General features: G+C 65.3%; 13 protein-coding genes and 1 tRNA gene. 6 read left to right on the plus strand and 8 right to left on the minus strand.

Annotation, left to right across the window (positions count from 1 at the left end):
- Positions 1 to 33: 33 nt before the first annotated feature.
- A complete protein-coding gene (locus ACFVVC_RS17900; protein WP_387456222.1) occupies positions 34 to 312 on the plus strand; it encodes a putative quinol monooxygenase in 279 nt (92 codons plus the stop codon).
- Positions 313 to 374: 62 nt separating this feature from the next.
- Here the strand turns inward: ACFVVC_RS17900 and ACFVVC_RS17905 are convergent, their stop codons facing one another.
- Both ACFVVC_RS17905 and ACFVVC_RS17910 read right to left on the minus strand, forming a co-directional pair.
- The gene (locus ACFVVC_RS17905) at positions 375 to 800 is read right to left on the minus strand and encodes a thioredoxin family protein (protein ID WP_387456225.1); all 426 of its coding nucleotides are present in this window, start codon (positions 798 to 800) and stop codon (positions 375 to 377) included.
- Between the two features lie 93 nt (positions 801 to 893).
- On the minus strand, positions 894 to 1,448 hold the full coding sequence (locus tag ACFVVC_RS17910; RefSeq protein ID WP_387456228.1) for an acyl-CoA thioesterase: 555 nt from the start codon (positions 1,446 to 1,448) through the stop codon (positions 894 to 896).
- A gap of 72 nt (positions 1,449 to 1,520) precedes the next feature.
- Here ACFVVC_RS17910 and ACFVVC_RS17915 point away from each other — a divergent pair, with 72 nt between their 5' ends.
- Both ACFVVC_RS17915 and ACFVVC_RS17920 read left to right on the plus strand, forming a co-directional pair.
- Positions 1,521 to 2,255, plus strand: a complete 735-nt coding sequence (locus ACFVVC_RS17915; protein ID WP_387456231.1) for a potassium channel family protein — start codon at positions 1,521 to 1,523, stop codon at positions 2,253 to 2,255.
- A 341-nt stretch (positions 2,256 to 2,596) separates the two neighbouring features.
- Positions 2,597 to 3,616, plus strand: coding sequence for a LysM peptidoglycan-binding domain-containing protein (locus tag ACFVVC_RS17920; RefSeq protein ID WP_387456233.1), 1,020 nt, complete (start codon positions 2,597 to 2,599; stop codon positions 3,614 to 3,616).
- Positions 3,617 to 3,823: 207 nt separating this feature from the next.
- Here ACFVVC_RS17920 and ACFVVC_RS17925 read toward each other — a convergent pair.
- Positions 3,824 to 3,905: transfer RNA gene (locus tag ACFVVC_RS17925), tRNA-Tyr, on the minus strand.
- Between the two features lie 169 nt (positions 3,906 to 4,074).
- A complete protein-coding gene (locus ACFVVC_RS17930; protein ID WP_387456235.1) occupies positions 4,075 to 4,329 on the minus strand; it encodes a hypothetical protein in 255 nt (84 codons plus the stop codon).
- Between the two features lie 184 nt (positions 4,330 to 4,513).
- Between ACFVVC_RS17930 and ACFVVC_RS17935 the strand changes: the two genes are divergently transcribed.
- Positions 4,514 to 5,005 carry a YajQ family cyclic di-GMP-binding protein gene (locus ACFVVC_RS17935; RefSeq protein WP_387456237.1) on the plus strand — a complete coding sequence of 164 codons (492 nt, stop codon included), beginning with the start codon at positions 4,514 to 4,516 and terminating at the stop codon, positions 5,003 to 5,005.
- 151 nt (positions 5,006 to 5,156) lie between these two features.
- Here ACFVVC_RS17935 and htpX read toward each other — a convergent pair whose 3' ends face one another.
- The 4 genes from htpX to ACFVVC_RS17955 all read right to left on the minus strand — a co-directional run bounded on the left by htpX (position 5,157) and on the right by ACFVVC_RS17955 (position 10,077).
- Positions 5,157 to 6,023 carry a zinc metalloprotease HtpX gene (gene htpX / locus ACFVVC_RS17940; RefSeq protein ID WP_387456239.1) on the minus strand — a complete coding sequence of 289 codons (867 nt, stop codon included), beginning with the start codon at positions 6,021 to 6,023 and terminating at the stop codon, positions 5,157 to 5,159.
- Between the two features lie 240 nt (positions 6,024 to 6,263).
- Positions 6,264 to 7,577, minus strand: a complete 1,314-nt coding sequence (locus tag ACFVVC_RS17945) for a dicarboxylate/amino acid:cation symporter (RefSeq protein ID WP_387456241.1) — start codon at positions 7,575 to 7,577, stop codon at positions 6,264 to 6,266.
- A 201-nt stretch (positions 7,578 to 7,778) separates the two neighbouring features.
- Positions 7,779 to 9,200, minus strand: coding sequence for an aspartate ammonia-lyase (locus tag ACFVVC_RS17950; protein WP_387456243.1), 1,422 nt, complete (start codon positions 9,198 to 9,200; stop codon positions 7,779 to 7,781).
- Positions 9,201 to 9,375: 175 nt separating this feature from the next.
- Positions 9,376 to 10,077 carry a FadR/GntR family transcriptional regulator gene (locus ACFVVC_RS17955; RefSeq protein ID WP_387456305.1) on the minus strand — a complete coding sequence of 234 codons (702 nt, stop codon included), beginning with the start codon at positions 10,075 to 10,077 and terminating at the stop codon, positions 9,376 to 9,378.
- Positions 10,078 to 10,237: 160 nt separating this feature from the next.
- Between ACFVVC_RS17955 and ACFVVC_RS17960 the strand changes: the two genes are divergently transcribed.
- Entirely contained in the window at positions 10,238 to 10,723 is a 486-nt protein-coding gene (locus ACFVVC_RS17960) for a Fur family transcriptional regulator (RefSeq protein ID WP_018760544.1), read from the plus strand.
- 7 nt (positions 10,724 to 10,730) lie between these two features.
- Entirely contained in the window at positions 10,731 to 12,227 is a 1,497-nt protein-coding gene (locus ACFVVC_RS17965; RefSeq protein ID WP_387456245.1) for a catalase, read from the plus strand.
- Positions 12,228 to 12,311 lie beyond the last annotated feature (84 nt).

The following is a 12,311-nucleotide window of genomic DNA, read 5'->3' on the forward strand; positions in this document are numbered from 1 at the left end:
GGCGGGCCGGCGGCGCCCGGTATTGTGAAAACCATGAGTGCACCCATTGACCTGACAGCAACGTTCATCCCCAACGACGGCGAGTTCTTCCGCGTCAAACTGGCCCTGGAAATTGCCATCGACGAGGTGGTGAATGAACCGGGCTGCATCCGCTACGAGCTGACCGAAGCTACGGAGGAGCAGCTGGTGCTGACCGAGCAGTGGGCGTCCAAGGAGGACCTGGATAAGCACTCCAAGGGCACCGCGGTGCAGGACCTGAATGAATCGTTGAGCGCGCTGCTGGCCGAACCGGTCAAGGTGGAACGCGTCTAAGGAAGCACTAACGCAAACGGCGGGACCCCTGCACGGGGTCCCGCCGTTTGCTTTAACGAGGTCTAGAAGTCAGGAATCTGGGTGCCGTCCTGCGGACCGGCGGGCTTGCCGGCCGGCGCTGCGGCCTCTTCCCGCTGGCGGGCCACATGGGCGTGGACCTCGTCCATGTCCAGGGCCTTCACCGCGTCCACCACCTGCTCCAGCTGCTGGGCGTTCAGCGCGCCGGGCTGCGAGAACACCAGCACCTTTTCGCGGAAGGCCATCAGTGTGGGGATGGAGGTGATGCCTGCCTCCGCCGCGAGCTGCTGTTCGGCTTCGGTGTCCACCTTGGTGAAGAGGACGTCCGGGTGCTTCTCGGAGACGGTGGCGTACGTGGGCCCGAATTGCTTGCAGGGGCCGCACCATTCTGCCCAGAAATCGACCAGGACAATATCGTTGCCTTCGATCGTGGATGCGAACTGTTCACCTGTGATGTCAAGGGTAGCCATGCGACTACGCTACGCGCCCGGGGCTGTCCATGTCGCGGGTGTTCGCTCCCCGCGTCATCGGGAATACCGGGCGTACGACGACGGAACGACGGTTCAGCGGTAGGCATCCCACAGGTGCGGGGCGGGGGTGCGGCTGCCGGGGAGGGCGCTGGTGGCGCGCCATTCGTGGATCCATTCGGGCAGCACCAGGTCCGCCGGCGGGGCACCGAACTCCGCGAGGATGTCTTCCTGGCTGACCGGCCCTCCTTTGGCGACCAGCCGGGTGGCGATGTAGGCACGGGCGTAAATCTCGCCGTCGGCCACCATGCGCTGTTCGAAGAAGATCGCCTTGGTGTCCAGCCCGATGACGCGGGTCTCGATGGTGTAGTCCTGCCACAGCTGCAGCGATTTGCGGAAGGCGATGGTTTCCGCGGAAACCACCGGGCTCCAGCCACGGCGGCGCATCCGCTTCCAGACGCCGCTGCGCACCATGAGGTCGAACCGGCCAAGGTCCATGAGGGAGAGGTACATGCCGTTGTTGACGTGCATGGCGATGTCGATATCCGTGGGCAGGACCCGAAGCGGCAGGGACGAGGACTCCCACACGGACAGGGGCGCGCGTCGGGCGGAACGGAACAGCAGGAGCAAGGTTCTCAGGAGCAGGTGCATGCCCCAATGCTACCCGCGGGTAACATGCTGGACACCTGCTGTTGCGTGCGGCATCGCCGTAGGATTTCCAGCATGACGCAGCAACGCTACCGGGACCTGGCGGAGTGGCCCCTGATGGCAACGGCGCTGGTGTTCCTGGCAGCCTACGCATGGCAGGTCATCGGCCGGCTTGAGGGCAGCGGCGCGGACTGGCTGGAAATGGTCATGTGGGTGACGTGGTGCGTGTTCGTGCTGGACTATGCGGCGAACCTGTGGCTGGCGGAGAACCGCCGGCAGTGGTTCATCCGCAACCTCCACGAGCTGGTCATCGTGGCGCTGCCCTTCTTCCGGCCCCTGCGCCTGCTGCGGCTGGTGACCCTGTTGTCAGTACTGCACCGGACCGTGGGCGAAACACTGCGCGGGCGGGTGGTGACCTATGTGGCCGGTTCTGCCGCGCTGCTGGTGTTCGTGGGCGCGCTGGCAGTCCTGGACGTGGAACAGTGGGCGCCCGACGCCAAGATCCTCACGTTCGGCGACGCCCTGTGGTGGGCCACGTCCACCATCACCACGGTGGGCTACGGAGACATGTATCCCGTCACGCCCATTGGCCGGCTGGTGGCGACGGCGCTGATGATGAGCGGCATCGCCGTGCTGGGCGTGGTCACCGCGTCCATCGCGTCGTGGCTGGTCCAGCGGGTGGAGGACACAGCGGAATCGGTGGCCGAAGCGGTTGAAGAACCCATGCGCGTGGAAGTGGCGGAACTGGTTGCCGAGATCGCCCTGCTGCGCCGGGAAATCGCGGAACTGCGGGAGCGCCGGGCACTGTAGCGGCAAGTACCGGACGCTCCGGCCCTGAGTAGGGGCGCTCCGGGGGACGAGTACCGGGGCCGAAAACTCGGGTAATTCCTACTGGTGCCCGCGCCGTGGCCGGATTCCTAGACTCGGGATTCCTAGGACCACCACGCACCGGCAGGTGCGCCCGGGTTGCTTCCGGACGTTCCTGCCCCACGCGGAGCTCCGCATTTTCTGGGTATGCGGATGCCTCCATCTTGCGCCGCCCGCGGCTCCGGCACTTGCCGGGGCCCGCGGTGCAATGGCATCGCGATCCGTCCTTCGCCAGGGGCATGCACCGCATGTCCTGGCCGGACCGAACCCAGATGGGCCCACCCATGAACCAGCCTCTCCCCCCTTCCGACGGCACCAGCAGAAGCTTTGTCACCGACGAACCCCGGACGGACCTCACCACCGGACGTCCGGTCATCACCAACAAGTTATGGGCCGGCATGGCCACGGCGGCCGTTGTGGCCGCCATGGGCATCGGCGCGATGGCTGCGCCGCCTGCCTCCCTCAGCGGAGGCACACCTGCGGCGGCAGTCCAGGTGGCCGAGGCCGCTGTGCCGTCGCCGGCTCCCGCCGTTGAAACCGGGACCGCAGCAGACGCCTCCGGGCAAGATGCACCTGTTGCGGCAGCCGCCGCGGCACCGGCGGCCGCTCCAGTCGCGGAGACGGCCCCGGCACCGGCACCCGAGCCGGCACCAGCCCCCGCCCCCGAACCGGCTCCGGCACCCGCTCCCGCTCCCGCTCCCGCAGGTGACACGAACGTCTACACCGTGGTTTCCGGCGACACTGTGGGCGGGATTGCCGCCAGCCACGGCGTGGACATGAACGCCATGCTCGCCGCCAACGGGCTGGGCGCCTACAGCATCATCTACCCGGGGCAGACACTGCTGCTGACCGGCCCCGCCGTGGCGTTGGCCGCCCCGGCTCCGGCTCCAGCCGCCGCGCCCGTCCCGGCAGCAGCCCCGGCCCCCGCCGCGGCTCCTGCACCTGCGCCGGCACCGGCGGCCCCGGCGGCACCCGCCGTCCGCACGATCTACGTGGCAGGGTCAGGCGGCCAGTCAATGGTGGACGCGTGCATCGGCCCCATCCACTTCACCCCAAACGACGGGTACTCGCTGTTCATTACCGAGCACGACTTCTGCGGCGGCTGGGCGCGGTTCTCCGGAATAGGGGTGGGTGAGACCATCAGCATCCCCGGCTACGGCACCTACACCGTGACCGGCCGCGGCACAGTCCCCAACCCCGGAACCACCAATGACGTGATTGCGGTCTTCGGCGGGTTTCCGCGGGCCATCCTGCAGACCTGCATCCCGGGCACCAGCACGATGCTCTTGATCGCACTGAACTGACTGCACGTGAACCACGGCGCTGAACCGGGATTTCAGAAGCTTGTCCGCGGGTCCGAACCTTTACCGGCAGGATCCGCGGACAAGGCCATGACGCTTCGCCCCATGGTGTCGACGACGGTTTGGGACCACTTCCGGGCGTCCTCCGGACCTGCCTTGAGACACGAAAAAGCCTCCGGAACCTGATGGTTCCGGAGGCTTTTCCAAGGGTGGCAGATGAGGGATTCGAACCCCCGTAGGCGTTGCCAGCTGATTTACAGTCAGCCCCCTTTGGCCGCTCGGGTAATCTGCCGAACTTCAAAAGAAGTACCCGCCGATGCAGTGTTCGGAGCGTCCGTTTCCGGTCCGTTCCGCTTCCAGTAACCGCGGGCAAGACAACTTTACAGAACTTCCGGCGAAGAATCGAATCGGGCCCTGCAGCACCCGCAATCCCCTGAAATGACGGGCAAAGACGCCCCCGGTCAGCCCTCGCCCAGGATGCGTCCCGCGAGCTTGGCTTCGAAACTGAGCGCCTGCTCGGCGGTGATCTGGTTCAGCTGCACCGCCCGCTGGAGGTCCGCCCGCACGCCGTCCAGCCGCGAGGAAGCGTCCGCCACGGGGCTGAAGACGATCGATGCCGCCACTGCCGCCGCGGCCACCGAGGTTGCTGCCGTTGCCACCGCCCCGGCTGCTGCTGTGGTAGTCCGGGTGACGTAACGGGCGGCTTTGCGGTGCATGGTGTTCCCTTCGAGCTTTGTACAACTGCTCCAACTCTCGCCAGGGCGCCTTCGTTCCCGCGGTGCGTCCGCTGAGAGGGAACTGTGAATTCATCGCCACTCCCTCCGGGGCATCCGTATTAGGCTTGATGCCAGTGATCCCGGCCCTGTTCCGCGCAGGGCTCCCACCAGCACAAGGAGAGTCATGGCAGGCGATTCAACGTTCGACGTCGTAAGCAAAGTGGACAAGCAGGAAGTGGCCAACGCCCTCAACCAGGCCCAGAAGGAACTCACGCAGCGCTACGACTTCAAGGGCGTCGGCGCGGAGGTGGACTTCAGCGGGGAAAAGATCCTCATGAAGGCCAACTCGGAGGAGCGCGTGCTGGCCGTCCTGGACGTGCTGCAGTCCAAGCTGATCCGCCGGGGCATCTCTCTGAAGTCGCTGGACACCGGCGAGCCCTACGCCTCCGGCAAGGAGTTCCGCCTGGAAGCCTCCATCAAGGAGGGCATCGCCCAGGACCTGGCCAAGAAGATCAACAAGCTGATCCGCGACGAAGCCCCCAAGTCGGTCAAGTCGCAAATCCAGGGCGATGAGTTGCGCGTCTCCTCCAAGTCCCGTGATGACCTCCAGGCCACCATGGCGCTCCTTAAGGACTTCGAGGAAGCCGACCTGCAGTTCGTGAACTTCCGCAGCTAGGCTGCCGCCGCAGTCGTTCCCTGCGCGCACAAAGTATTCCGCTGCGCAAAAAGGCCGGCGCACCCGATATCTGGGGTGCGCCGGCCTGTTTGCGCGTCGAGAATGGATTCGCGGGTCGCCAAGGCAACTTACGACGCCGGGCCTGCCGCCGCTACAGCTGCCGGCCGGCCATCCGCTCCAGCCGGGCGATCCGGTCCCGCATGGGCGGGTGGGTGGCGAACAGCTTGTTCATGGCGCCCCCGCGGAACGGGTTGGCGATCATCAGGTGCGAGGCGTTGACCAGTCGCTGGTCCGGCGGCAGCGGAGCGATGCTGACGCCGCGCTCAATCTTGGCCAGGGCTGAGGCAAGCGCCAACGGATCCCCGGTCAACTGCGAACCGTCCTCATCGGCGTCGTACTCCCTGGTGCGGGAGATGGCCATCTGGATCAGCGACGCCGCGAAGGGCGCCAGCAGCGCCATGGCAATCATGGCCAGCGGGTTGGCGTTCCGCCGGTCACCGCCGCCGAAGAACAGCAGCATCTGGCCCACCGAGGTGATCACGCCGGCGACGGCGGCAGCCACCGAGGAGGTGAGGATGTCGCGGTTGTACACGTGCATGAGCTCGTGCCCCAGCACTCCCCGGAGCTCGCGGGCATCCAGGAGCTGCAGGATGCCTTCGGTGCAGCAGACGGCAGCGTTGCGCGGGTTGCGTCCGGTGGCGAAGGCGTTGGGGTTCATGGTGGGCGAGACGTAGATGCGCGGCATGGGCTGGTTGGCGCGGGCCGAGAGCTCCCGGACAATCTGGTAGAGCTGCGGGGCCTGTGCTTCCGTGACCGGAAACGCCTGCATGGACCGGATGGCGATCTTGTCGCTGTTCCAGTAGCCGTAGAACGTGGTGCCGACGCCAATCAGCGCCATGATCACGATAGGCGCGGAGCTGCGGGTACCGACGCCGATGAGGCCGCCCAGGCCGAGCAGTACGGCCCAGAGCACCCCGAACAGCGCGGCGGTCTTCAGTCCGTTGTGATGGTTGTGCACGTTTCCTCCTTACCTAAGGAACGGCCTGCTGCGGCACCTGGTTCCGCGCAGTGCAAGGCCGAGCAGAAGGACCCGGCCCTCATCCAGAATCTTAGCCGCGCGGCCGGCTGGCAGGTCGCCAAACCGGGGCCGCCACCATCACGAGAAACCCGCCCATTGCAGATCAGCCGTGCCCGGGTTCGATGCCGGGCCGGAACCAGGCCAAACCGGACACGGCATGATCTGCCAACTGGAAGTACCTCAGTGCATCGAGACGGTCTCGCGCTGCCTGCCCTCAGCGTCAAGTTCTTCAACCGGTTCCGCTGCGGCCTGCGTGGTGCCGGCGACAGACGGCGACAGGCTGGACGCCTTGTCGTGGTTCCGTCCGATGACAGCGGTGGCAATTGCATTTCCCAGGATGTTGGTGGCGGTTCGGCCCATGTCCAGGATTTGGTCGATCACCAGCAGGACGCCGATTCCGGCCGCCGGAATGCCGAAGGCGGGAACGACGGCGGCCACGACCACGAGCGAACCGCGCGGGACTCCGGCCATGCCCTTGCTGCTGAGTAACAGCATTCCGGTCATCGCGATCTGCTGGCCAAGGTCCATGTCGATGCCGTAGGCGTTGATGAGGAAGACAGAGGCAAAAGTCATGTACATCATGGAGCCGTCGACATTGAAGGAGTAGCCCAGGGGAAGGACGAACCCGGTGGTTCGTTTCTCGATGCCGAACTTGGTCAAGCCCTCGATGAGCTTGGGCAGAGCCGCTTCGCTGCTGGAGGTGGCGAAGGCTATGAGCATGGGTTCACGCACGATCCGGACCAGGCGGAACGCTGCCTTACCGAGGCATGCGACGGCGACGGCGATCATGAGGACCCACAGAGCCGAAAGGGAAACATAGAATCCGCCGATGAACGAGGCATAGGTGGCAAACGCATCAAGGCCCTGGGCCGTGAAGGCGGACGCGATGCCGGCAAAGACACCCACCGGAGCCGCAAGCATCACGTATCCGGTGACCTTGAGCATCACACCCATGAGTTCATCGACAGCGTCCGCGATGGAGGAACGGCCCCTCTTGCGAAGGTTCAACAGCGCTATGCCGAAGAGCGCCCCGAAGACGAGGATCTGAAGCGGGTTATTGGCGGCCAGGGCGGCGAAAACGCTGGTGGGGATGATGTGGGTGATGAAGTCCGCGTAATCAAGCGGCTTCGACTCAATCCCCGCATCTCCACCTGGCAGCAGATGCAGGCCCGCGCCCACATTGAGCAGATGCGCGCTGATGAAGCCGAAGACACCCACCAGGGCGGAGGCGGACAGGAACCAGATCATGGAACGGCCGAAGAGTTTCCCCACCCCGGCTGATTTGGCAGCACCTGCGATGCCCGAGACAAGGGTGGCGAAGATCAGCGGAGCGATGATCATCTTGATCAGGTTCAGGAACATGTGCGTGACGGTGTCCAGCACCGTAACCACTGATCCGCGGGCGTCCGTGGGAAGCAGCCAGTGGAACAGCAGGCCGCCCAGTATTCCGAAAACCAGTGCGGCGAGGATCCACATGGTTGATTTGTTTTTCATATTCATCCTTCGGTAAATGCCGGGAAGTCGGTCCCGTGGCCGGGACGGTCCTCGTCGCTGAGGTCCGCTTCTGTGTCGTCGGCTGAGGAAATTCGGGCATGTTCATATACCCCTGGTACAAAGCCCAGGGGACGATTTGGGGTGGGCCCGGGCCTGCCGGGTTCCTTGGCCGGGTTTGCGGGGCCAGGGGGCGGGTGGGGACTACTTGCTGAGGTTTGCCAGGCGTTCGGGGCTGAGGAGGTCCTGGAGTTGGGCGTCGGTGAGGAGGCGGTGTTCGAGGACGAGTTCGGCGACGCCCTTGCCGGTGGCGAGGGCTTCCTGCGCGATGGCGGTGGCGGTGGCGTAGCCGAGGTGGGGGTTCAATGCGGTGACCAGGCCGATGGACTGCTCCACGGTGCGGCGCAGGTGGTCGGTGTTGGCGGTGATTCCACTGATGCAGCGGGCCGTGAGGGTGCGGCAGGCTGCTTCGAGGTGGGAGATGCTCTTGTGGAGGCTGTGGACGATGATCGGTTCGAAGGCGTTGAGCTGCAGTTGCCCGGCTTCGGCGGCCATGGTGATGGTGACGTCGTTGCCGATCACTTCGTAGGCGACCTGGGAGACCACTTCGGGGATGACCGGGTTGATCTTTCCGGGCATGATGGAGGAGCCGGACTGCACGGCCGGGAGGTTGATCTCGCCGAAGCCCGCGCGGGGGCCGGAGGAGAGCAGGCGGAGGTCGTTGCAGATCTTGGACAGTTTCACTGCCACGCGTTTGAGGACACCGGAGAGGTGCACGAACGCGCCCACGTCCTGGGTGGCCTCGATCAGGTCGACGGCGGTGACCAGCGGCAGGCCGGTGATCTCGGCCAGGTGCCGGCATGCTGTTGCGGCGTATCCGGCGGGGGCGTTCAGGCCGGTGCCGATGGCGGTGGCGCCGAGGTTGATCTCGTGGATCAGCAACTCGGCCTCTGCCAGGCGGAGCCGGTCCTCGCCGATGGTGACGGCGTAGCTGCCGAACTCCTGGCCCAGGGTCATGGGGACGGCGTCCTGGAGCTGGGTGCGGCCCATCTTGACCACGGTGCGGAACTCCATGGCTTTGGCGGCGCAGGCATCCTCGAGTTCTTCGAGGGCTGCCAGGAGTTCCCGGGCGGCGAAGATGGTGCCCAGCTTCACCGCGGTGGGGTACACGTCGTTGGTGGACTGGCTGAGGTTGACGTGGTCGTTCGGGTGCAGCCTGGCGTAGTCACCCTTGGGGTGGCCCAGGATTTCCAGGGCACGGTTGGCGATGACCTCGTTGGCGTTCATGTTCGACGACGTCCCGGCACCGCCCTGGACAACGTCCACCACGAACTGGTCCGCGAGCCGGCCCGCCATGACGTCCAGGCACGCCTGCTCAATGGCGTCAGCCCGTTCGGCGTCCAACAATCCCAGTTCACGGTTGGTCCGGGCGGCGGCCAGCTTGACCGCGGCCAGGCCGCGGACCAGGTGCATGTTGGAAGACAGCTTCTGCCCGGTAATCGGGAAGTTCTCCACAGCACGGAGCGTATGCACACCCCAATACGCACGGGCAGGGACGTCCCGGTCCCCGAGCAAGTCATGCTCTGACCGGGTAGCGGCGGGCACGGCGGTTTCAATGGTAGTCAAGAGAGTCCTCACAAGGCTTCGTTGTCGGCGTGGACGAAAGTGCTGGGCTGAAAAAGGGCAGGGTGAACCAGGGTGTGGAGGGAAGGGCATAAAGGGAATGGCGCTCAGGTTGTCCTGTGAGCTCAGGACTGTGGCAGATCCGGTGGGCTGCCGCCTGAAGATCGGTCCGGGTTGGTCAGCCTCCCGGGACGATGGTGCCCAGGGCACACTCGACGCCGTGCAGATGCATGGTCATGGCTTGGGACGCGTCTTCGGCCGAGCCCCGCTCAATGGCAGCGAAGATGCGGGCGTGTTCGTTGCCTGATTCCTTACGCCGGTCGGCCATCAGGTTGAGGGTACTTGACTGGTTTGCCATGGCCTCACAAATGTCCGACAGAAATGATTCAAAAACGCCGTTGCCGCTGCACCGGGCGATGGTCATGTGAAACTCGGTATTCAGGAGCACCCATTGCTGGATGTCATCCTCCTGCGCCATTTCACGAAGGATCTCCCGGAGGGCTTCCAGGTCTTCGTCGCTGCGGCGCCGGGCAGCCAGACCTGCAGCAGGTACTTCGACATGGGGCCGGGCCTCCACAAGGGCGCTGGCAGAGTACTTTCCAAGCTTGAGGTCCCGGGCAACCTTGTCCGCTATGACGAAGGTCCCCTTGCCTGTGTGGGTGGCCGTCAGTCCCAGGGCGGTGCATGAGCGAAGCGCCTCCCTGACCATGGTCCTGCTCACTCCGTACTGCCGGGCAAGCGTCGCTTCCGAGTCGAGGCGGGTGCCCACAGGGATCTTTCCACCTTCAATGGCGCCACGCAGCGAAGCGAAAACCTGCTCTGCCGCACCAACGCGCACCACCGGTTCTTGTCTAGCTGTCCAGCTGTCCAACAGGTCCATAACAATGACTATGGCAGTAGTCACAGACCCTGTCAAAAAGCATCGACACACTGGACGCCGGCCACGACCCGAGCGCGCGGGGCGCCCTGGTGCGAAGGACCGCTACGAGGTAAGCCAAGCCTTATTGTGAGTTAGTAGTAATAAGTGTTTGAATGGAGCCATGACGGAGCACTTTGACGGCCAGGACGCATGGGCTGCGGCCCTGCGCGCCCACGGCCGCAGGGTGACCAAGCAGCGGCTCGCCGTGCTGGCCGCCGTCGAACGCCACCCGCATTCACCTGCCGAAAGCATCCTGGCCGCCGCCCGGGCCGAACTGCCCGAGCTGACGGCCCAGTCGGTCTACGTGGTCTTGGGCGACCTGACGGACCTGCACATGCTGCGCCGCTTCGAACCGCCGCACTCCCCTGCCCTGTACGAGACGCGCGTGGGTGACAACCACCACCACGCCATCTGCATCAGCTGCGGGCGCGTGGAGGACGTGGACTGCGCCGTCGGCCATGCCCCGTGCCTCACGCCCCACTGGAACCCTGACGCCAAGCCCATGACCATCCAGATCGCCGACGTCATGTACCAGGGCATCTGCCAGGACTGCCAGCGGGCCCAGCAACTTCCTCCCCATAGTCCCTCGCAAGAAAAAGAGAAATAGGAGAACAATGACTGCCGTTTCCACAACCCAGTCAGGTGCGCCGGTTACGTCCGACGCTCACTCGAAGTCAGTTGGTGCCGACGGTGCCATCATCCTGACCGACCACTACCTCGTCGAAAAGCTTGCCCAGTTCAACCGCGAACGGGTTCCGGAGCGCGTAGTGCACGCCAAGGGCGGCGGCGCATTCGGCACGTTCAAGGCCACCGAGGACATCTCCAAGTACACCAAGGCCGCGTTCCTGCAGCCGGGCGCCGAGACCGAGATGCTGATCCGCTTCTCCTCCGTCGCCGGCGAGAACGGTTCCCCGGATACCTGGCGCGATCCCCGCGGGTTCGCCGTGAAGTTCTACACCACCGAGGGCAACTACGACCTCGTGGGCAACAACACCCCCGTCTTCTTCATCCGCGACGGCATCAAGTTCCCGGACTTTATCCACTCGCAGAAGCGCCTGCCGGGTACGCACCTGCGTGACGCCGACATGCAGTGGGACTTCTGGACCCTGTCCCCCGAGTCCGCACACCAGGTCACCTGGCTCATGGGCGACCGCGGCCTGCCCGCCTCGTGGCGCGAAATGCAGGGCTACGGCTCGCACACCTACCAGTGGATCAACGCCGCCGGCGAGCGCTTCTGGGTCAAGTACCACTTCAAGTCCAACCAGGGCGTGAACTCCATGTCCAGCGAGCAGGCTGAGCAGCTGGCCGGGTCCGACGCGGACTTCTACATCCGCGACCTGTCCGAGAACATCGCCGCCGGCAACTTCCCCTCCTGGGACCTGCACGTCCAGGTGATGCCTTACGAGGACGCCAAGACCTACCGCTACAACCCGTTCGACCTGACCAAGGTGTGGCCGCACAGCGACTACCCGCTGATCAAGGTTGGCACCATGGAGCTGAACAAGAACCCGGAGAACTACTTCGCGCAGATCGAGCAGGCCACCTTTGCGCCGTCGAACTTCGTCCCCGGCATCGCCGCCTCGCCGGACAAGATGCTGCAGGCCCGCATCTTCTCCTACGCCGATGCGCACCGCTACCGCGTGGGCACCAACCACGCGCAGATCCCGGTGAACCAGCCCAAGAACCAGGTCAACAACTACAGCCAGGACGGCGCGGGACGCTACCTGTTCAACGCTCCGTCGGTTCCGGTCTACGCACCGAACTCCGTGGGCGGCCCCGCTGCGGTTGAGCCGCAGAACCCGGCCGGCGGCTGGGAGAACGACGGCGAACTGACCCTCGCCGCGCACTCCCTCCACGCGGAGGACGGCGACTTCGTCCAGGCCGGCGCGCTGTACCGCGAGGTCTATGACGAGGCCGCCAAGGCCCGGTTCCTGGAGACGATCTCCGGTGCAGTGGGCGGCGTCAAGAGCGCCGACATCAAGGAACGGGCCATCCAGTACTGGACCAACGTCGACGCCGAACTGGGCGCCAAGCTGCGCGCCAACCTCGGCGCAGCCGATGCACCCTCGGCTCCGACCTCCCAGGCAGAGTCCGCCAACAAGGTGGGCTAATACGGCATTCCAGGCCCCCGGGCCACACAACACCCCGTTCCCGGGCTGCCGGGAACGGGGTGTTCTGCTGTCCGGCTGTTGTTT

The organism is Pseudarthrobacter sp. NPDC058196 (assembly GCF_042882685.1).
Taxonomy (GTDB): domain Bacteria; phylum Actinomycetota; class Actinomycetes; order Actinomycetales; family Micrococcaceae; genus Arthrobacter.

Bases quoted from the DNA above. Each gene is read 5' to 3' on its own strand.
- ACFVVC_RS17900 (WP_387456222.1), top strand. From the start codon at position 34: ATGAGTGCACCCATTGACCTGACAGCAACGTTCATCCCCAACGACGGC.
- ACFVVC_RS17905 (WP_387456225.1), bottom strand. From the start codon at position 800: ATGGCTACCCTTGACATCACAGGTGAACAGTTCGCATCCACGATCGAA.
- ACFVVC_RS17910 (WP_387456228.1), bottom strand. From the start codon at position 1,448: ATGCACCTGCTCCTGAGAACCTTGCTCCTGCTGTTCCGTTCCGCCCGA.
- ACFVVC_RS17915 (WP_387456231.1), top strand. From the start codon at position 1,521: ATGACGCAGCAACGCTACCGGGACCTGGCGGAGTGGCCCCTGATGGCA.
- ACFVVC_RS17920 (WP_387456233.1), top strand. From the start codon at position 2,597: ATGAACCAGCCTCTCCCCCCTTCCGACGGCACCAGCAGAAGCTTTGTC.
- ACFVVC_RS17930 (WP_387456235.1), bottom strand. From the start codon at position 4,329: ATGCACCGCAAAGCCGCCCGTTACGTCACCCGGACTACCACAGCAGCA.
- ACFVVC_RS17935 (WP_387456237.1), top strand. From the start codon at position 4,514: ATGGCAGGCGATTCAACGTTCGACGTCGTAAGCAAAGTGGACAAGCAG.
- ACFVVC_RS17945 (WP_387456241.1), bottom strand. From the start codon at position 7,577: ATGAAAAACAAATCAACCATGTGGATCCTCGCCGCACTGGTTTTCGGA.
- ACFVVC_RS17955 (WP_387456305.1), bottom strand. From the start codon at position 10,077: ATGGACCTGTTGGACAGCTGGACAGCTAGACAAGAACCGGTGGTGCGC.
- ACFVVC_RS17960 (WP_018760544.1), top strand. From the start codon at position 10,238: ATGACGGAGCACTTTGACGGCCAGGACGCATGGGCTGCGGCCCTGCGC.
- ACFVVC_RS17965 (WP_387456245.1), top strand. From the start codon at position 10,731: ATGACTGCCGTTTCCACAACCCAGTCAGGTGCGCCGGTTACGTCCGAC.